17 protein-coding genes are annotated in these 20,851 nt (G+C 45.5%); 6 read left to right on the forward strand and 11 right to left on the reverse strand.

The features are described 5' to 3' along the window. The first annotated feature begins 60 nt into the window (after positions 1-60). The gene (locus tag V7K53_RS17935) at positions 61-906 is read left to right on the forward strand and encodes a hypothetical protein (RefSeq protein WP_335198822.1); all 846 of its coding nucleotides are present in this window, start codon (positions 61-63) and stop codon (positions 904-906) included. 45 nt (positions 907-951) lie between these two features. Beyond that, a complete protein-coding gene (locus V7K53_RS17940) occupies positions 952-1,737 on the forward strand; it encodes an RDD family protein (protein WP_335198823.1) in 786 nt (261 codons plus the stop codon). A 62-nt stretch (positions 1,738-1,799) separates the two neighbouring features. Here the strand turns inward: V7K53_RS17940 and V7K53_RS17945 are convergent, their stop codons facing one another. Beyond that, on the reverse strand, positions 1,800-2,588 hold the full coding sequence (locus V7K53_RS17945) for a DUF1868 domain-containing protein (RefSeq protein WP_335198824.1): 789 nt from the start codon (positions 2,586-2,588) through the stop codon (positions 1,800-1,802). A 198-nt stretch (positions 2,589-2,786) separates the two neighbouring features. Between V7K53_RS17945 and holA the strand changes: the two genes are divergently transcribed. Together holA and V7K53_RS17955 are read left to right on the forward strand one after the other, a co-directional pair. Beyond that, positions 2,787-3,776 (forward strand): DNA polymerase III subunit delta, encoded by a 990-nt coding sequence (gene holA / locus V7K53_RS17950; protein ID WP_335198825.1) that lies wholly within the window; start codon positions 2,787-2,789, stop codon positions 3,774-3,776. 109 nt (positions 3,777-3,885) lie between these two features. Continuing rightward, positions 3,886-4,368, forward strand: a complete 483-nt coding sequence (locus tag V7K53_RS17955; RefSeq protein ID WP_335198826.1) for a DUF4168 domain-containing protein — start codon at positions 3,886-3,888, stop codon at positions 4,366-4,368. 465 nt (positions 4,369-4,833) lie between these two features. On the opposite strand, the gene V7K53_RS17960 is transcribed toward V7K53_RS17955, so the two are convergent. Both V7K53_RS17960 and V7K53_RS17965 read right to left on the reverse strand, forming a co-directional pair. Then, complete coding sequence (locus V7K53_RS17960; protein ID WP_335198827.1) at positions 4,834-8,814, reverse strand: PAS domain S-box protein; 3,981 nt, start codon at positions 8,812-8,814, stop codon at positions 4,834-4,836. A 185-nt stretch (positions 8,815-8,999) separates the two neighbouring features. Continuing rightward, on the reverse strand, positions 9,000-11,375 hold the full coding sequence (locus V7K53_RS17965) for a glycoside hydrolase family 31 protein (RefSeq protein WP_335198828.1): 2,376 nt from the start codon (positions 11,373-11,375) through the stop codon (positions 9,000-9,002). Positions 11,376-11,842: 467 nt separating this feature from the next. Here V7K53_RS17965 and rsgA point away from each other — a divergent pair, with 467 nt between their 5' ends. Then, positions 11,843-12,904: a ribosome small subunit-dependent GTPase A gene (gene rsgA / locus V7K53_RS17970; protein WP_335198829.1), complete on the forward strand. Its 1,062-nt coding sequence runs from the start codon at positions 11,843-11,845 to the stop codon at positions 12,902-12,904. A gap of 395 nt (positions 12,905-13,299) precedes the next feature. On the opposite strand, the gene V7K53_RS17975 is transcribed toward rsgA, so the two are convergent. The 7 genes from V7K53_RS17975 to V7K53_RS18005 form a co-directional block, all read right to left on the reverse strand. Beyond that, on the reverse strand, positions 13,300-14,307 hold the full coding sequence (locus tag V7K53_RS17975; protein WP_335198831.1) for an aldo/keto reductase: 1,008 nt from the start codon (positions 14,305-14,307) through the stop codon (positions 13,300-13,302). 94 nt (positions 14,308-14,401) lie between these two features. Beyond that, the gene (locus V7K53_RS17980; RefSeq protein ID WP_335198832.1) at positions 14,402-14,866 is read right to left on the reverse strand and encodes an aldo/keto reductase; all 465 of its coding nucleotides are present in this window, start codon (positions 14,864-14,866) and stop codon (positions 14,402-14,404) included. Positions 14,867-14,961: 95 nt separating this feature from the next. Next, positions 14,962-16,020, reverse strand: coding sequence for an NAD(P)-dependent alcohol dehydrogenase (locus V7K53_RS17985; protein WP_335198833.1), 1,059 nt, complete (start codon positions 16,018-16,020; stop codon positions 14,962-14,964). 214 nt (positions 16,021-16,234) lie between these two features. Further along, complete coding sequence (locus V7K53_RS17990) at positions 16,235-16,390, reverse strand: hypothetical protein (protein WP_335198835.1); 156 nt, start codon at positions 16,388-16,390, stop codon at positions 16,235-16,237. After that, positions 16,368-17,144 carry an SDR family oxidoreductase gene (locus tag V7K53_RS17995; protein WP_335198836.1) on the reverse strand — a complete coding sequence of 259 codons (777 nt, stop codon included), beginning with the start codon at positions 17,142-17,144 and terminating at the stop codon, positions 16,368-16,370. Before V7K53_RS17995 ends, V7K53_RS17990 begins: the two co-directional genes overlap by 23 nt. 105 nt (positions 17,145-17,249) lie before the next feature. Next, a complete protein-coding gene (locus V7K53_RS18000; RefSeq protein ID WP_335198837.1) occupies positions 17,250-18,086 on the reverse strand; it encodes an SDR family oxidoreductase in 837 nt (278 codons plus the stop codon). Positions 18,087-18,113: 27 nt separating this feature from the next. After that, the gene (locus V7K53_RS18005; protein WP_335198838.1) at positions 18,114-18,509 is read right to left on the reverse strand and encodes a (R)-mandelonitrile lyase; all 396 of its coding nucleotides are present in this window, start codon (positions 18,507-18,509) and stop codon (positions 18,114-18,116) included. A 209-nt stretch (positions 18,510-18,718) separates the two neighbouring features. On the opposite strand from V7K53_RS18005, the gene V7K53_RS18010 reads away from it, so the two are divergent. Beyond that, positions 18,719-19,699, forward strand: a complete 981-nt coding sequence (locus V7K53_RS18010) for an AraC family transcriptional regulator (protein WP_335198839.1) — start codon at positions 18,719-18,721, stop codon at positions 19,697-19,699. 799 nt (positions 19,700-20,498) lie between these two features. Here V7K53_RS18010 and V7K53_RS18015 read toward each other — a convergent pair. Then, positions 20,499-20,711: a hypothetical protein gene (locus V7K53_RS18015; protein ID WP_335198840.1), complete on the reverse strand. Its 213-nt coding sequence runs from the start codon at positions 20,709-20,711 to the stop codon at positions 20,499-20,501. Positions 20,712-20,851 lie beyond the last annotated feature (140 nt).

Consider the following 20,851-nt stretch of genomic DNA (forward strand, 5'->3'; position numbering starts at 1 on the left):
TTAACTTAGCTTAAGATAGCCTCAAATTCATCTCCGTAATTTCAAGGGAAATTTACCATTATGTCTGAAAACTTTGGATCTTCCGGCCAGATACAACCACTGAGTATCGGTAACGTTGTCAGTGCTGCGGTACGGTTGTATCGTTCTCATTTGAAGACTTATCTTAACCTAGCTGCGATCGCTCACTTGTGGGTTTTAGTTCCTGTGTATGGTTGGGCAAAATATGCAGCCATTTCTGGACTAATTTCACGCTTGGCTTTTGGAGAATTGATTTACCAGCCTGAAAGTGTTCAAACTGCCAGAAGCCATGTTAATCCACGTCTTTGGTCTTTTTTAAGAGTTGCTTTCCAAGTAGGTATATCTTTGCTGATAATTTATATTGGATTAGCGATCGTGGGCGGTGTACTAGCTGGCTTGATCGGAGTAGCATTAGGAGGAATATTAGGTAGTTCAGGCATTATAGTCATAACCACATTGGCAATAATTGTCACGGCAGGCATTATATTGTTAGGACTAACCTGGTTCTACTCCCGTTGGATAGTAGCTGAAGTACCCTTAGCAGTTGAGGAAAATATCAATGGTGGCGAAAGTGTTGCCAGAAGTTGGGAGCTAACTAAAGCCTCAGTTTTTCGCATTCAAGGCATTGTTTTAGTTGCTTTTATCGTTACATTGCCGTTGGTGTTTGTATTAAACTATATACCTAGCTTATTTCTAATCAAACTTGAGCCTGGTACTGCTATTTACTCGATTGTGTATATTATTTCTGTGATTGGAAGCTTGATCGGTGGAGTTCTAGTCATGCCATTCTGGCAAGCACTAAAAGCTGTTTTATACTTGGACTTGCGTAGTCGGCGTGAAGGTCTAGGTTTACAATTACGAGAACCTCCCTCGCAAGATTTTCGTTAATTCAACACCTTAATCCAACTCTATTAATTTTGAATTAGTTAAAATATGCGCTTTTTTAATCGCATCACATTCCAGACTCCAGAAAGTGTAGAGTTGGAATTCACTCTAGCGGGAATTGGTAATCGAGCTTTGGCACTCCTGATTGACTATACAGTGTTGGGTGTAACTTTGCTTCTGTTTGTCCTTACTTGGAGTGTCTTCTCGACGCAGCTGTTAAATTTTGCTGAATACTTTTTTACAAAATTACCAAGTTTAGATATTTGGTTGTTAGCAATTTTCTTCATTATCGCCTTTGCAATTTATATCGGCTATTTTGTATTTTTTGAAACCTTATGGTTTGGGGAAACCCCTGGTAAACGCTTTGCGAAAATTCGCGTAGTTCGAGATGATGGTAGACTGATCGGCTTACAACAAGCAACGCTACGTGCTTTATTGCGACCATTTGATGAAACTTTGTTTATTGGTGCTTTTTTAATTATGTTGGGTAGCCGCGAAAAGCGCTTAGGTGATTTGGCTGCTGGCACAATTGTCATTCAAGCCCAAGCACCCACTGCATCTACCAGATTGACAATTTCAGAACAGGCAAAAGGACTTCATGAACAGTTAATCGAGATTGCTGATTTCTCGCAATTGATGTCAGATGATTTTGCTATTATTCGTGAGTATTTACAGCGACGTGGTGCAATGTCGTTAAAGGCAAGAGCCTCACTATCTCTAAAGCTAGCCGAGCAAGTTAAAGCTATTATTAATTTAGAAAAATTGCCAGAAGCTGTTACGCCTGATGTTTTTTTAGAAGCAATTTACCTCGGTTATCAACAACCGAAATTTTAAATTAATTAATAATGAGTAGTCAGTAGTCAGTGAGTGGAAACTACTGACTACTAACTAATTACTTAAAAATCCAAAATTGGCCAGTCGGATTCACGATAATAGTGTGTCATGTTGTCAAACTTTCGTAATTCAACACGATCGATCAAAAACTCTGGCAAATTCAACAGCCATTGTTCATTCAATTGAGAAAGCATAGTGCTGAAGTTTATACGGTCTAGGTCAGATGGAACCTCCCCAAAATAGGCTAATGTAATATGGGCTGTGAAGTGATAGTGCTGCTCAATACCCAAGGCAATTAACTTGGGATTTTGATAAATTGTTCGGCGAAATTGAATAATTTCCTCGTAACAGCGTTCATCTTGGGGGACTAAACAAATGGCTACAGCTCTTGGCATCAGTATTAGTCCCAGCATTTGCCATTTAATTGGATGACTCCTGTTTGTCATCAATTGTTGATATTTTTGAAATATTTCAGCTAAACAAGAGTGTAACTCCTCGTCAAATTTAGGATTTTTTTCGTAGGCATCAAGGTAAGCATTGTCCCAAATTAAATCCGCTAAAGTCAGATGGAAGCTAGCAGGAGGTACAGGTACAATCAAATTACGGTTTACAGGCAACTGCAAAAGTTCCTGTTGATAAGTCTGTAATTTGGCATAGAAAGCAGAGTTGGGTGATTCTTCTTCTGCCGGCGGGGTAATTAGCGTATAGCCAGGAAAGGATGCCGCTTGTCTCAACCCAGAATTTAGCTGAAATTTAGAAGATTCCTGAATATGCTGGGCTTGGGATCTGTAGGCTTCTGGCAGCGTCAGTCTTGCTAACCGATTTAAGTAAGTTTGATAGTTGTCGTCCAATCTTCATAGCCTCACGCTCTCACTTGATAGATTTTAGGGAAAATTACCCCGATTAAGAGAATGATTTCAAAAGTATTTAATTTTTGGGAATGGAGAATGGGGAAGAAGAACTATTAATTATCGATCAATTCTCCATGCTCAATGCCCACTTGCCCTGAGCGAAGCCGAAGGGATGCCCATCTACTAAAAGGTTTATCTATGCCAATCTATGTTTACTGGGGTGAAGATGATTTTGCGATGGAAAAGGCGATCGCTCTTTTGCGCGATCGCGTTCTCGATCCCCAATGGACAAGTTTTAATTACACTGCATTCTCGCCAGATCGGGCTGATGCTGCTATCCAGGGGTTAAATCAGGTAATGACGTCTACTTTTGGCGCTGGTGGGCGCTTGGTATGGCTGATAAACACTACTCTGTGTCAGCACTGTCCAGAGAATGTGCTGGCAGAATTGGGGCGATCGCTACCTGTCATTCCCGAAAACTCATTTTTATTGCTCACCAGCCGCAATAAGCCAGATGAACGCCTCAAATCCACGAAATTGTTAAAACAGTTTGCTACCGAATTCCGAGAATTTCCCCTCATCCCCCCTTGGAAAACAGAATTATTGGTGCAATCTGTTAATCAAGCAGCCCAGACAGTGGGCGTGAAACTGACTGCCAATACTTCCCATCTGTTGGCAGAATCTGTAGGCAATGATACACGGCTTCTTTACAATGAACTAGAGAAATTACGGCTATATGTCCAAGATAGCAATCAGCCTTTAGACACAGATACTGTTACGAAGTTAGTAAGAAATACTACTCAAAATAGCTTACAATTAGCAACAGCAATCAGAACAGGAGATACAGCTAAAGCTTTGACAACACTGGCAGATTTGAACAATGCTTCCGAGCCGGGATTACGGATAGTTGCGACGCTGATTGGACAATTTCGCACCTGGCTGTGGGTAAAGATTATGATAGAAAGTGGGGAACGGAATCAACAAGCGATAGCTAAAGCCGCTGATATCGGTAATCCCAAACGAATTTACTTCTTACAGCAAGAAATCAAGCTGCTTTCTGTGCAACAGTTAATCTTTTGCTTACCCCTACTGCTGGAATTAGAGGTTAGCCTTAAGCAAGGAGCATCAGAAATGTCAACACTCCAGACAAAAGTCATCGAACTTTGTCAAGTATGCCGAGGAAATTGACAATCAAATATAAAAGCTCGATCTATTGAGCAGTTCCTGGAACTTCCAACTCTGAAAATAATTCAAAGTTCTTATAATATCCCTGATGTAGTTTCGTGTCATACACTATATGAAGAAAATTTCTGATTTATTTTCTCGAACTAGCCGAAAGCGAACTCTGTCGCGATCGTTATTTTTCGGTGCGATCGCTACTGTGAGTCTGATTTCTAACGGTTTTTCATTGAGTTCTAAAGCTAACGCTCAAACTCCAGCACCAATAGTTAATAATACTGAAATCGACAGTTACGCTCAAGCCGTTCTAGCAATGGAGCCAGCTCGTCAAAATGCCTTTGAAGAAATTAAAAAACTTATTGGCAATGGAGAAATTCCCCAGATTGTTTGCAACGATTCTAATAGCATAAATGGTCTTCCCAAAAAGGCTCAAGATATCGCAGTCAACTACTGTAACCACGCTCAAAAAATTGTCGAAGATAATGGTTTAAAATTTGAACAGTTCAACAAAATTACTATAGAACTACAAAATAATACTATCTTAAAAAGGCAGGTTTACAATACTCTATTACGTCTGCAACAACCTTCTGAGTCTCGGTAAGTAGAAGGGTTACTTAAATCCAAGCACGTAGTCAGTAAGTGGCTAACTACTATGAGAATCATACTAATTATTCTGACATTATCGCAGTCCTATTTAATTCATGAAAAATATAGATAAGGGGCAACGAACCGCTTTCTCTAGGAGACACTATCTTAATGTGTAGTGTCTTGTAGAGAAGGACGCAAAGGGAAGAAAGAGATATATAATTTTCACAAATGATTTAGGACTGCTATATATAAATTTTGAGATTAGAAAAAAAGCTCGCGAGACATAGGGGAGAATTTAATTCATATTCCCCAATGCCCTATTTCTAAGTCCGTCCTAATGCTGTTCGGTTAAGGCAAGAGACGCGATGAATCGCCGTCTCTACAATAATCGATCTTTCGTAATGGCATCATCTGTCAACGTTGCGGCTGGAATTCTCTGTTGTTCTCACATCTTCGTGGGGCATACTGATGTCGCTGACTAAACAGAGGGGGGCGGGGGCAGAGGAGCAAAAGAGCCGAGGTGGGCATTCTTCAGTAGTGGTAGTTTGACGGTAAACGTCGCTCCTTGTTCTTTGCCTGGGCTATCTGCGCGGACAGTACCGCCATGTAATTCTACTAAATGACGGACGATCGCTAATCCTAATCCTAATCCACCATAGATTCTAGTGCTGGAACTATCAGCTTGACGAAAGCGATCGAAAACGTAAGGAAGAAAATCAGGGCTGATACCAATGCCTGTATCAATCACTTGAATTTGGGCATATTTATCCGTTGTCTGTTGTTTTTCTTGTCCACTAACCACTGACAATTGCAACTCTACCCTTCCGCCAACGGGTGTAAATTTGATGGCATTGGATAGCAGATTCCAGATGATTTGTTGCAAGCGTTCGCAATCGCCGGAAACTAAATATTGAGAATTTTCACCCAGCTTGCTGTTTTCTGAATGTTGATTGGTTTGGGATTGTGCTGCTGAAAGTTCGAGATTTTCGCCATCAACTCCTAATTCCCAATCGAAATTTGGCGTTGCTTTTGAGGAAATTAGAGAAAATCTCAAATCGATTTCCTTGGATTGGGCGGCTAAACTAACAGTCTTGATAGCTGACTCAATTATGGGAACTAAATTACAAGTACGGACATTGAGGTGTAACTTGCCTCTAACCATCCGCGATATATCCAGTAAGTCTTCAATTAACTGGGTTTGCGCTTTGGCGTTGCGTTCAATTGTCTCCGTAGCTCTAGCCATTTGGGAATCACTGAGCTTGCTTCTTTGCAGTAATTGCGCCCAGCCAAGGATGGCATTGAGAGGCGATCGCAATTCGTGGGATAATATTCCTAGAAACTCATCCTTCATCCGGTTGGCTTCTTGTAACTGCTCAGTTTGTTGTTGCAAAGAAGCAATTAAGCTAGCCCGTTCCATTGCGATCGCTATTTGGTCGCATACTGCTTGCATCATCCCTTTTTGATTGTCGGTGAAGCTCAACAGAGTGCGGCTACCAAAAGAAAGAGTACCCAACAACCGTCCTTGGGCAATCAAGGGATAACCATAATAAGCAGTAATTCCTAAAGAACGAATCAATTCTGTTTTCGGGTCAATTGATTGCTGCACATTCTCTAGAGCAATTGCATAACGCTCCTGGGCGACAGTCCCACAAACTGCTTCACCAAATCCCAAAGACCCGATTTGGTTTGCCAGTTCTGGGGAAATGCCACTGTAAGACTCTAGCCGCATTAGCTGAGAGTTATCCACAACCAAGTAGTTAAAGTAAATATCTAAACCAATTTGGTCTGAGAGTTTTTGATAGACACTATCGATTAGTGCTACTGGTTGCTGACTCGATAATAAATCGTTGGCTGTGTCAAATAGTAGCTTTAGCCTTTTGTAACTTAATGAGAGGGCTTTTTGTGCAGCCTTGAGGTTGCTGATTTCTTGGAACACTAAGATACAGGTAGCCGGATGACCGTGCATTGCTGGCAAGGTATCAGCAAATACTAGTAGAGAGCGCACACCAGCGGGAGTATGCCAGTCCACCTCCAATCCATTCAGGCGTTCGCCACGGGCAACCCGTACTCCTGGCATAAGTGCATTGGGGATGCGATCGCCAGCGACATCTGTATAGTAGTAAACTGTGTGATACTCTTGGGCAGGTACACCTTTAGGAAATTCGCCCCCAGCTAATTCATCAGCAGAGCGATTGGCAAAAGTTACCCGCGCCGTTCCTGGTTCGATAAACAGCAACGGTCTTGGCATCAGATTTAACACATCCTCCAGCCATTTTTGCTGATTTAGCAGTACTTCTTCTGCCTGTTTGCGCTCCGTAATATCTAAAAATGCACCAACGCTTCCTCTGGTTTTACCCTCTTCGTCAAACAGGGGTGCAACGTACTCCAACAGGTTGACTATTTTGCCATTTTCATGGACGACATCGAGTTCACAATTGAGAACCTCGACACCATGAGCAGCAGAATACTGCATTGGGAGTTCTTCTGTTGAAAGTTCCCTTCCCTGGCGGTAGATTTTAAAGCTTGTCGGTTTTTCGTCCAAGGGAGCGGTAAGGGAAGCATTTGTATCTGACGATATCCCCAACTGCTTGGCAAAAGCAAGGTTGACCTTGATATTTTGGCATTTTGGATCTTCGGCAATGCCTATTCCAATGGGAATTACCTCCAACAAAGTTTGTAATTCAGTAATGCGGCGCTGTAGATTCCTGTTTAGCTGTAAGATTTGTTCCTGGGTCTGCTTTTGCTCGCTGATGTCGCGAGTCACAGTTGCTAAGGCAATTGGCTGACCTGTTTTGTTATCTGTAACAGTGAAGATATTGTAATCAACTGGTATCGGTTGACCTGTTTGGAGATGCCGGAAGCAGAATTCTCCCTGCCAGCGCCCTTCTAATAGTACAGTCGGCAGTATATATTTTTGAAAATAGGCTTTGTCTTTGGGCATGAAGTAATCTAATACTGCTTTTTGCCTCACTTCATTAAGGTTGGCAAAACCTACCAACTTTTGACCTGCATCATTTATGTAGAGTAATTGACCCTCAAGGGTGGCAATGCCGATAAAGTCAGAGCTATTTTCTACCAGCAATGCTAATTTTTGTTGTTCTGCTTCTGCTTGTTTGCGTTCGCTCAAGTCGAGGATAAAGGCTACTGACTCTTCGCGGTTTTCTCCTATCAGCACGTAACCAACTAAAACCGGGATACGGCTACCATCCTTGCGAATATATTCTTTCTCGTAGGGCGTACAAGCAGCGTTGGTGTTTCCTTGTGCTTCAGCGATACCTTGCTCGTCTAAGTATAAATACTCTGATGGTGTGATATTGCGCCAACTTAACTTACCAGCTAACAAATCCTCCCGTGCGTAACCAATCATCCTCAAGAATTCGTCGTTTGCCTGCTGGATATCGCCATACACATCGCTAAAGAGAATACCGATGACGTTAGAATCTACAAAACTTCCTAGTTTAGCTTCGTAGGTTCTCAGTGCTTCTTGGGCCAGGTCGCGTTGATAGCTGAGGCGTTCAATAACCCTGGCACTTTGCCAAATCAAAATAGTAAAAATTACAATCAGAACGATCGCAAACACCGATACTGCAAATGCCGGATCGTATTGTCCTGCCCGTTGACCTTCGACAATTACCCATCCCAATATAAAAGGTACTGCGATCGCGGCAACTAGTAAACGACGTGCAAGTAAGCCGCCGTAACTATCACTTGTAACTACCCTCATTAAGCCATGTTCTGCCCGCGCCCACAGAATACCTATACTTAGTAAGAAGAACAACACCGCTGTGTGTAACGCCATTGATGTTGTATAAGGGGCGAGTCCGTAAAGAACTTTCACTTTGTAGGCATAGCCCATCAGCGCCTGAAAGGAAATTAAAGTAGCAATCAGAGCAATAATTTGGGCATACCAATAACTGCGGTGGGTTTTTGGATGAATCAGAATCTGTAGGGCGACACTGACCAGGATAAAGTTCAGTGCTGTGTTCACCCCCATTCGCCCCGGATGCGATGTCGCTATACTAGTTCGCAAATCACGGAATACCAGCTCATCAATTCCCAGATTCCAGCCGAACAGATATTGACAAAGGGTGAGCACTGCAATAGTGGTGACAGCTATTGCACAGACCTGAGAGATTAGAAGAGTAGGGAAATGGGTAAATAATTTTGAATTTTGAATTTTGAATTTTGAATTATTTTCCCCTGCTCCCCCGCTCCCATGCTCTCCTTTGAAAAATAGCCACAGCGACACACCACACAACACAAAACATAACGCTGTGTTGACTTTCATCGTGGCAGGACTACCAGGGAAGCCGCGCTTAAGAACTTCAACACCAAGACACCAGCCAACTAATACCAAGCTACCAACAAAAACAGCGATCGCACTTGCGACTCTTGCCACAAGTGCATTTGTAGAGATTTTAAATCTATCTTGCAGCCGCAAGCGGTTAACATTTAACATTGAGTGTTCTCTAACCGCATCTATCTAACGTAGTAAACTTACGTATTTCTTACGAGCTAATCATTGATGCTCTTTGTATTTTAGGCTACACTCTGGCTGATTTTTCATCTACCTCTATGCATATTTTTTTTGCATAATTTAAAGTAGGAAATAATGGTGGCTCAAAAACCACCTTTACGAGTATTTCAGAATTGTAGGCTATGTTGCTTACCGTCATCTTGAAAGCGTTGCTCTCCAACACCTACAAGTTCTACGATCGTTTCGCGTGTTGGAGGTGTCCACTTTCCAACTCTTGCTGCAATTTCCACTACTGTATGGCTTGCCTGGGTAAATACACGGATGTTAGTTATTGAATGGTTATTATCTTGATACTTGCTTGTTTGTCCATCATCTTCAAATAACTGATATTCGTTGTTACCAGCCCATATTCGTAACCGAATCTGGTCGAGTGGCGATTCATCAACGTATTGGCTAACAGGTTGCATAGGAACGATTGCACCGCTACGGACATACAGTGGCATTCTTTCTAATGGTGCATAAGCAAGAATGTGAATCGGGCCTTCATAGCGATCGCCAGTCCACCAATCATACCAAGTGCCAGCGGGCAAGTAGACAGCTCGATGGTCAACTCCAGGGCGGTAAATTGGTGCAGCCATCAGCGATGCACCTAGCAGCACTTGATCGTAGAGGCTATAGGTTTTCGGATCGTTGGGGAAGTGGTATAATAATGGTCTTAAAATCGGCGCGCCCTTTGTTGCCGCTTCCCAGAAAAGACTATAAATATAGGGAAGTAACTGGTAACGTAGATTAATGTATTCTCGACAGATATTTTCAACGCGATCGCCAAATACCCAAGGTTCATGACGAGCAGTAGACATTGCCGAGTGACCGCGCATCAATGGGTAAAGCATTCCTACTTGCATCCACCGAGCAAATAATTCAGATGTGGCGTTACCAGCAAACCCGCCAATATCGCAACCCACAAACCCTACACCCGAAAGTCCAATGTTACAAAGCATCGGCAGAGACATTTCTAAATGCTCCCACAACGATTGGTTATCCCCCATCCACACAGAAGACCAGCGTTGCACACCAGCATAACCCGATCGCGTTAACACAAATGATCGCTGTGAACTTCGATGCCGTCGTAACCCTTGATAAGAAGCTTTAGCCATCATCAACCCATACAAATTATGTACTTCTGTATGAGTGGACGTAGATAAATTCTCCTCTGCCCCTCTGCTCCCCTGCTCCCCTGCTCCCCTTCCCCCCTGCGGCGCATCTAGAGGAAACCAAATCTTTTCACCATCATCGCCGAAAGGGCGATCGTTTATGGCAGGTTCATTCATATCATTCCAAATTCCTGCCACACCAATATCAGTTAGGCTTTTGTGTAAATCAGCCCACCAGTTACTCACATCAGGACGTAAAAAGTCAGGAAAAACAGCTTTCTCAGGCCAAACGTAGCCGTGGAACAACGTACCATCAGCTTTACGCACAAAATAGTCGTTTTCTATGCCTTGGTCAAAAACATGATAATTACCTTCTGGTTCATACTTCACACCAGGATCGATAATTGTGACTGTTTTGAAACCATCCTCTGCTAAATCACTAATGAGTTTTGCCGCATTTGCGAAGCGTTGAGGACTCCAAGTAAACACTCGATAGCCCCGCATATAGTCAATATCTAAGTGAATAACATCGCAAGGAATGCGGCGCTGACGAAATTCCTTTGCTAGTTCCCGCACAACAGTTTCTGATTCGTAACTCCAACGGCATTGATGATAACCTAGCGCCCATTTCGGCGGTAATGGCATTCTCCCAGTTAGTTGAGTGTAAGTCTCCAGGATTTGGGCAGGTTCGGGGCCGTAAATAATGTAATAATCCAATTCACCGCCACGAGTTTCCATCTTCCAAATACCTGGTTGTTCAGCGCCGATATCAAACTGACTCCAAAAAGTGGTGTTGAAAAAGATGCCATAGCTTACCTGCGGGCGCAAAGCCATAAAAAATGGAATTGCTTGGTACATTTCATCAGTGAGTGAATCATAATCTAGAGCATCCGTTGTCCAGTTGGTTTTCACTTCGCTGAGTTTATCCAGAAAGCCTGTGCGTTCGCCAAAGCCATAAAAATGTTCATCGGCGGCAATTTCCTTCCACCCTGCAACTGCGCCCATCCGCCAACCCATCCCCATATCCGCATCTTGGGCGAAGGGACGATTAGCTTTGTCAAAACAGGCGATGCGACACTTTTCCCGCTGAACGCACACACGAATCTGTGCTGTTTCAATTTCGACCGTTGCTTCAGTTTCCCGCACTGCAAAAGGTGTTATTGCCCATTCTGTATCATCCAACGTCACTGCCCAAGAGCGACGAGGCATAAATTCCCCAGTTGGTGCGAAACGCACGCGGATTAAATTCGGAGTAAGTACGCTGATGACCAGGCGTGAGTCGCCACAGTCAAAATTAACAATATTATTTTCCCAGCTTACAGCTTTTACATTGCTAACAGTTGTCCAAGCTTGGTTTGTGGTGGGTAATTTTCCGAAATATTGCGGCATATCAGTTATTTAGCAGGTAAACACTTATCCGCATTCATGATTACAGAGATAGTCACCCTCAAACTCTTTCTTTCGCTAGAAGTTGCTGAAAGATGAGCAGATATTTTTTACCAAAATTGTTTTTATAATGTACAAATTTGTGCATTGGTCTTTCAAGACGCGATAAATATCAAAGTTAAAATTGGATAATTTAAACGAATTTTCTGGAATAGGCTAATGTAATAATGTAGATTATTTACTGTAGTACATAAGGAGGACGAACTATGACTGAGTTGCTAGCAGTCCGGGTTACTTTGACCATTTCAACTCAAAGAACGCAAGGTGCAGAGATTCTGTTCAGTCCTCTTTTCTACAGGAATGAAAACTAGAATTCACAGACATTCTGGTGCGGGGAGTTCTCCTGCATAGAAGTGTCTTCCTCTGTGGAACCTTGTGCAAAACAAGTAGCACACATCGAGGAAACATCAATGAATTTGGATTATTTAGGCTGGAGTGACTTTTTTGCTCGGAGCTTTGAACCCTATCGCTTACAAGGATTTAGCGTTGGTAGGGTTGCTATTGAATACAGAAATACTTACACCCTCTATAGCGAACAAGGGGAACTTTCAGCAGAAGTTTCAGGTAAATTGCGGCATCAGGCTTCTCAACCACAAGATTTTCCCGCCGTTGGAGATTGGGTTGTGATTAGTGTTAGAGAATCTGAGGGACGAGCCACTATCAACGAGATTTTACCCAGGAAAAGCAAATTTTCTCGCAAGACGGTGGGTAGTAAAACAGAAGAACAAATTGTTGCAGCGAATATTGATACAGTCTTCTTAGTCTCAGGGCTGGATGGCGATTTTAACCCTAGAAGAGTTGAGCGTTATCTCATTCTGGCTTGGGAAAGTGGTGCAAATCCGGTAATTGTGTTAAACAAAGCAGATTTGTGCAATTCTCTAGAAGAGTATTTAACCCAAGTAGAAGCAGTTGCTTTGGGTGTACCAATTGCAGTTTTAAGTGCCACCAATCATCAAGGATTGGATGGCTTAAAACCTTACTTGCAACCAGGACAAACAGTTGCTTTGTTGGGGTCTTCTGGAGTTGGTAAATCCACCATCACCAACCAACTACAAGGTGCATCTGTCCAAGTTGTGCAACCAGTACGGCAAGGTGATGACCGAGGTAGACACACAACAACTAATCGTGAGTTGATTTTGCTCTCTACTGGCGGATTAATTATTGATACTCCAGGAATGCGGGAAATTCAAATTTGGGCGGGTGATGAAGGTTTGCAAGAAACTTTTGCAGACATCGAAACCTTGGCACAAGAATGCCATTTCCGAAATTGTCAGCATAATAACGAACCGGGTTGTGTCGTGCAGCAGGCTTTGGCTGAGGGAGAACTTGATTATTCTAGATTTCTTAGCTATCAAAAGTTACAAAAAGAACTCGACTACCTTAACCGCAAACAAGACCAGAGAGCGCAATTAGTTGAGAAAGAAAGATGGAAGAAGATTCATAAATCTATGCGAAATCATCACAAGCGCTAGTGCCGCAAGGCGGAATTAAAAATTAAAAATTAAAAATGAATACATCATAAGGGTTTTGTTAATTTGGAATGATTGGTTTATTTCCGCCGTGTTGTACTAGTTGCACAGGTGTTCAGTACAGAATGGCACTAAGAAAAGGTAAATTGTCGAGGCAGCAAGGGGGCAGGGGGGCAGAGGGGAAGGGGAGTAGCACTTCGGCTACGCTCAGTGACCGAGGAGCAGGGGGGCAAACAAGAGGATGGGGAACTCTTGAGTAAAGCGCTTTGTTGCAAACTCTTTCCCCTCTGCCCCTCTGCAAACCTTACGCTGCTTACTATACGGCTTAACTTAGTGCCATTCGTCTAAGTCCCATTACTGAGCTACGGAATGCAACCAGAGAACACATTTTTTGCCGCTCAACGACCAGTCATTTGCTCCAGTTTTTCGGGGTATCTAGCCCCTTGCACCTCGATCTTGGAGGCGGCATCATCGATGGCACGCAGATCGTCGGGCGTGAGTTCGACTGAGACTGCCCCGATGTTTTCGTCCAAGCGATGCAACTTTGTGGTGCCTGGGATCGGAACAATCCACGACTTCTGGGCCAGCAGCCAGGCGATCGCAATTTGAGCAGGTGTCGCCTGCTTTCGTTCTGCGATGCTGCCGAGCAGATCGATCAGGGCTTGATTCGCCTTGAGAGCCTCCTTAGTGAAGCGAGGCAGGGTGCTGCGGAAGTCGGAGCTGTCAAAAGTCGCGTTTTCGTCGATCTTGCCCGTGAGAAAGCCCTTGCCCAAAGGGCTATAGGGGACAAGTCCGATGCCAAGCTCCTCAAGGGTCGGTATCACTTCCACTTCAGGCTTTCTCCACCACAGCGAGTACTCGCTCTGGAGAGCAGTAACAGGCTGAACCGCGTGTGCGCGACGAATCGTTTGGACTCCTGCTTCAGAAAGTCCAAAGTGCTTCACCTTACCTGACTGAATCAGTTCTTTCACCGCTCCTGCCACGTCTTCTATCGGCACGTTCGGGTCAACTCGGTGCTGATAGAGCAGGTCGATCGCCTCCACCTTGAGTCGCTTGAGCGAACCCTCCACAGCTTCCTTAATATGCTCCGGTCGGCTATTCAGTCCGGGTGAACCCTTCATGCCACGGGGATCGGAATTCGGACTGATGTCGAACCCGAATTTGGTGGCGATGACCAGTTGGTCGCGGAAGGGAGCGAGGGCTTCACCCACCAGATCTTCGTTTAGGAACGGGCCGTAGACCTCGGCAGTGTCAAAGAATGTAATGCCGCGATCGACGGCAGCCCGAAGAAGAGAGGTCATCTCCTGCGTGTCTTTAGGCGGGCCATAGGAAAAACTCATTCCCATGCAGCCCAGCCCAATCGCTGACACTTCCAGATTGCTGTTTCCAAGTTTTCGTTTTTGCATAATTCCTCCATTAAGGGCAGTTAAAAGTCCTGCTATAACTTCGTTGTCAATCAAACACTGTTTCTAAGCCAAACCAAACGGAAACACAGTGATTCTAAATGTCAAGTTTTACGGTACCCAACCGTTTCACCATCTCCGGATTACGATGGTCGAAGAAGCTGCTGACCTTGGTACCGATGGCTCTAATCTTGCGTTCTCGATACAATTCCTCCATTGCTCGCCAAGAGCCATAGATATCGCCATAGGGTTGATGAATCAGATAGAGATCCAGATAATCTAATTGCAATCTCTTTAGCGATTTTTCAAAAGCCTTCTTTGCGCTTTCGTAGCCAGCATCCTGAATCCAAAGCTTTGTGGTGACAAATATCTCTTCCCTTGGCACACCACTTTTTTCAATGGCTCCTTCGTTTTGATAAGCAGCGGCGGTATCAATTAAACGATAGCCAGCACGTATTGCTTCATATACGCTTCTTTCACATTCTTCGAGGTCAGTTACCTGGTAGACACCGAACCCTAAAATGGGCATCTCGACACCATTATTCAATACGATCTTTTGCATTGTTTTTCTCCGTTTATGTAGAACTGATGCGAGTAGCGGTTGCTGTTGCCAAGTTCACGCTTCTGCATGGTTACTCCTTCTAGGAGCTGCCTCAGTTATTCAGATTTCAGAGATGCCATATCAATTACAAAGCGATATTTCACATCGGACTTGAGTAGTCTTTCGTAAGCTTCGTTGACCTTCTGGATAGGAATGACTTCGACATCGGCGGTGATGTTATGCTTGCCGCAAAAGTCGAGCATCTCTTGGGTTTCGGCGATGCCGCCGATCATAGAGCCGGAAAGACTGCGGCGCGCCATGATGAGGCTGAATGCCGAGACATCCAGAGGCTTCTCAGGTGCGCCGACAAGGGTGATGTTGCCGTCAAGGCGGAGCAGGTTGAGATAGGCGTTGATGTCGTGCTTGGCAGAAACAGTATCGAGGATGAAATCGAAACTGCCAGCGTGCTTCTGCATCTCGTCGGCGTTGCGGGAAACGACCACTTCATCGGCACCAAGGCGGAGTGCGTCTTCCTTCTTGTCGGGCGAGGTAGTAAAGACAACAACGTGGGCATCGAACGCACGGGCGAACTTCACACCCATGTGGCCAAGTCCACCAAGACCGACTACTCCGACCTTCTTGCCCTTGGTGACACCCCAGTGGCGCATGGGCGAATATGTTGTAATCCCAGCGCAGAGGAGCGGCGCAACCCCAGCGAGATCGAGGTTGGAGGGAACGCGCAGAACGAAGCGTTCATCGACGACGATGCTATCAGAGTAGCCACCATAAGTGACACCTCCAAGGTGTTTATCTGGGGAGTTATAGGTTTGGGTCATGTTTGAGCAGAACTGCTCAAGACCACCCCTGCAATGCGGGCAGGTGCCATCCGAGTCAACCATGCAGCCGACCGCAGCCAGGTCGCCGGGCTTGTACTTCGTAACTGCCGAGCCGACCTTAGTGACGCGGCCGACCATCTCATGACCAGGAACAATTGGATAGATCGTGGACATTGTGCTGCTCCACTCGTTACGCACCGAATGGAGGTCGGAGTGGCAGATGCCGCAGAAAAGGATTTCAATCTGCACGTCCTGTTCAGTTGGATCGCGCCGCGCGATATTGGTGGAGGAGAGAGGTGATGTTGCACTGGCTGCGGAATAAGCTTTTGTGTTGTACATAAATTGATGCTCCAATCTGGAAGATAAGCTGGTTTCCTTCTACTCGGTCTTGAATCTGTCTTAAATATTGTTCGTCGCTGACCTTTTCCATCCAGTCCACGGGCTTACCGTTGAGTACCTCCTGATACCAATTCGCAATTCGTAATTCGCAATGGGCTAACGCCCCGCTCCGCTAACGCAATTAAAAAACTTAGAGATACTTGCCTTTCAGGGTTTACATCTGTTTCATAATTTTAGTGAATTGGTATGAGTGGCGATATGAGTCATCGCCGTTGGCGGTGAAGGTGGCGATCGCGATAATGCTTTGTTGTTGTGCGTTTAGCGTTCGATCGTGTTGGCAACGAACATCACTGCACCGTTTGGCCGCCATCGATGACCATCGCGTGCCCAATGACGAAGGCAGCCGAGTCCGAACACAGCCAGACGACAGCCGCAGCGATCTCCTCGGGCGTGCCCATCCGTCCAACCGGCTCCTCCGCAATCACCTTCGCGCGTCCTTCGTCCGTGCCACCGGTGAAGCGACCCATCATTGGGGTGTCGATGTAACCGGGACAGACAGCATTGATGCGGATGTTTTGCGACGCATAGTCGAGGGCTGCTGCCTTGGTCAGTCCGATGACGCCATGTTTTGCGGCAGTGTACGCGGGGCTGCCCTTGATGCCGATAATTCCCGCACCCGATGACGTGTTAACGATCGCGCCACGTCCCTGCTTGAGAATCAGCGGGATCTCGTGCTTCATGCACAGGAAAACGCCACGGAGGTTGATGTCGATAATCCGGTTCCACTCCTCCTCCTCGTACTCTGCGGTTGGAGCCGCATTCCTCGGCTCGATGCCTGCGTTGTTGAAGGCAAAGTCCAGCCGCCCGAAAGCCTCAATGGTCTTGTCCAGAGCCGCCTTCACTTCCTCGGTTCGCGTCACGTCGCATTTGACAGCAAACGCGCGTCCGCCGAGTTCCTCGATCGTGCGTGCCGTTTCTTGATTGCCCTGTTCTGAAACATCAGCAACGACCACGCTGACACCCTCACGGGCAAATGCCAGTGCCGTAGCTCGACCGATACCGCTCGCTGCTCCGGTCACAAATGCAACCTTTCCTATGTAGTTTCCATTCTCGTTCGTCGTCACTATTTTCTCCTTAAAACCTTTGTTTTGCAGGTAGGACTTTTCTGACAGTGCAAATTTGTGAAGTGTTGCAGGTTCGTAGATTTGATGATGCTTCTTGCGCGATCGCTAGAACAAACCGTCTGTTGATTTCGATAGCTCTTCATTGGCACGCGTCGCCTGCAACCGTTCCTCGACAGCCGACGCGATCGCGGCGATCGCGTCGCTGCCAGCAACAAACAGCTTCGGCGGATTCTCCATTCCGGCGATTTTGACCAGAGCATCGCCCAACTTTGCCGGATCGCCCTGCTGCGTGCCGTTGTAAACCGACCACGTTTCCTGGACATTGCCCTCGGCGGCATAGTCTTCGATGGCGTTGCTGGGCCATCTGACATTCTGGCTGTCCAGAAGATCCGTGCGGAAGAAGCCAGGTTCGACGACCGTCATCTTGATGCCGAACCCCTCGACCTCGACCGCGACCGACAGCGAGATGCCCTCGACCGCGAACTTCGATGCGGCGTAGGCGGCACAGTGCTTAAACCCGACAACGCCAGCAACGGAGCTGATGTTGATGATGTGGCCCGATCTCTGCTGACGCATAACTGGCAGCACAGCGCGCATGACATACACCACACCATAGAAGTTCGTAGCGAACTGGCGTTCGATCTCGGCTGTGGTCATCTCTTCAAAATTACCAAGCAGGCTGTAGCCCGCATTGTTAACCAAAATGTCGATACGACCGAACCGCTTCACTGCCTCCTCGACGGCTGTTTTCGCCTGTACCTCGTCCGCAACGTCCAACTGGACAAATGCCAGATTCTCGCTTGCAACGTCGCGCAAGGCATTACGCACTTTGTCAAGGTTTCGGCCGGTCGCGACTACACGATCGCCAGCCTGCAATGCCGCCTTAGCGGTTCCGGTGCCAATGCCGCTGCCGGCGCCTGTGATCAACCAGACTTTGTTCATAATTATTTTCCTTTGCCTCAGACTTAATCAAACACTGTATTGTTCATCGCTGACCTTTTCCAGCCAGTCCACGGGCTTACCATCGAGCCATTCCTGAATAGCGATGTGCGTCATAGCTGTGGTTGCTGTAGCACCGTGCCAATGCTTCTCACCCGGCGAGATCCAAATCGCGTCCCCCGGTCGAATTTCCTCGATCGAGCCGCCCCATCGCTGTACAAGTCCGCAGCCTGCCGTCACGATCAGGGTTTGTCCCAATGGGTGGGTGTGCCATGCTGTCCGAGCGCCAGGCTCAAACGTGACACTAGCACCGGATGTGCGGGCTGGATCGTGTGCCTCGAATAGAGGATCAATGCGGACAGTGCCGGTAAAATAATCAGCCGGTCCTGTGGCAGAAGGCTGTGAGCCACTTCTTTTGATCTCCATTTTCTTAATTCCTTCACTTGATGTAATTTTGGTGGTTAGCAGGCAAGTCTCTTGCCCAATCAAAACTGAGTTTTCTCTTAAATAAAAATCCAGAATGCTTATAAGAAGTCGAAATCATTTTTCATTGCTTTAGCTTCATTCTAAGAATCTTGAAGAACAAGCAATAGAACGATCGTCTAAGATCGTTGTACAATTCTGCAAACTTAGAAATGAACCCTGCCAAAACGAGTGAAAAGTCCGATCGCAATTTAATGAACGACCCGCAGGCAAAGCGCCAGGTAGAGAGAGCGCAAGCCAACAGAGACGAACTCAAAGAGCGGATCGCACACGCGATTCCTCATGATGGGACGATTGAGCCGCTCAAAGGATTGCACTTCAATCGCGCCTCCTCGCCTTCGGAATGCGTTCATAGTGTCTCTATACCTGCCTTTTGTGCGATTGCTCAAGGCAGCAAAGAAGTTCTTTTGGGTAGCGATCGCTATCAGTACGACCCGATGCATTATCTACTGGCTACGGTCGAACTGCCAATTATCAGCCAAATTCTGGAAGCGTCCAAGGCGCAACCGTACCTTAGTCTTCGCCTCGATCTCGACCCCACTCTCGTTGGCTCAGTGATGGTCGAGGCAGGGTATCCCTCGCGCAGCCGTGCTGATGTGAAAGCGATTGACGTAAGTCCGTTGAATGCAAATCTGTTGGATGCTGTAGTGCGGCTCGTCAGGCTTTTAGATTCTCCTGCTGAAGCTCATGTTCTCGCACCACTGATTAAGCGGGAAATCATTTACCGACTCCTGATGGGAGAGCAAGGTAATCGGCTCCGTCATATTGCAGTTCTGGGTGGCTACACCTACCACATCGCCAGAGCCGTCGAGCGACTTCGTAAAGACTTTAACGAGCCGCTCAAGATTGAAAGCATCGCCCGAGAACTGGGAATGAGTGTTTCTGGCTTTCACCATCACTTCAAGTCTGTCACTGCCATGAGTCCCTTGCAGTTCCAGAAGCAACTGCGGCTCCAAGAGGCTCGCCGTCTGATGCTGGGGGAAAATCTTGACGCTACCAGTGCTGCTTATCGAGTGGGGTACGACGATGCCTCGCACTTCAACCGAGAGTACAAGCGGCTCTTTGGTGCACCACCGATGCGCGATGTGGAGCGGCTGCGAGAAACTGCTAGGGAGACTGCTAGTTCAATATGATGACAAAATTTTTGACTGCAAAAATAAGAATTTCTGTTTTCTTTTTCAAACATTAGTTTTAAATACTTTTATCAAATTTCCAAAAGTATCTAACTGCACATATTGGCTATGATAAATAATTTGCTTAACTAGCTACTAACGAGGGTGTAATCTATGGCTATTAAAGGTTATAAAGATAATCTTCTATTAAATAGATAAATAATTTGAGATTCGGCAAATTAATTAGTGAGATGTATGTTATGGTTTTTATAGGAATCAAACAAGTGAAAACACAAAAAGACTTCAAGACAAGTTTGAGGCAAGCTCAAGAAAGTTTTTTTGCTCTGGTAAGTCCCCTTCAATTAGCTACATCTTTTTTTAACGAAAATCTAAAAATAGATTGAGTAGGATAGTAGCCTTTGTAACAACTTGAAGTCAATCAAAATTTATCTGGGTACAAGCCAATAAGAGTTGGCTAACCTAGCTAGAGCATTACCCGCCAAAGGCAATTACTCTTGGAGTCTGGGAAGAAAGACTCTTAGTACAGCCTGACAATTCAATAGGAATACAGAATATTTACTAACTTTGTCTTGCGGGAGTAAACATTTCCAACCGCAAACTAAGTTGAAGCAGTTGCTGACTTTTGGAACGAAAACTTCAAGCAGAATGGTGTAATTCCATAATTTATAGGAATTTAACCATACTGTCAAAAGTCACCAAGATATTACTCAGCCAGAGTATCAGATGTTTCCTGTGCAGGTATTATATTACTGCACTGGTAGCTATCATTTTTAGGCTGGAATTTATCCTGCTGCATCAATCACGAAACGAGAAGCGCTATAGATTTTCTTAGATACTTGACATCAGCAAAATCAGAAAAGTTGTAGCGACCATTTAAGAGTGGATTGCAATTTGGTTGGTTGTGTGGTTCAAGGAACAAATCTGCGTTCATTTGAATTCCTGCTGCAACCACTCTTAAGGCTTGAGCAACCATTTGGGATTGGTTACAACAGCTTGATAATTCTGAAGTCATAGTGTCAAAGACTTCTTTATTAGGAGATTAGATTTCTCTATCTCTTAAGCCATCGTTTCGTGGGTAAATATGTTCTGATTTTAACTGTTTTTGCCAGGGTGCGATTGCCAACAGGCTCTACTTCCCTACGGCACCAAGGT

It is taken from the genome of Nostoc sp. (assembly GCF_036917355.1).
GTDB lineage: Bacteria > Cyanobacteriota > Cyanobacteriia > Cyanobacteriales > Nostocaceae > Nostoc.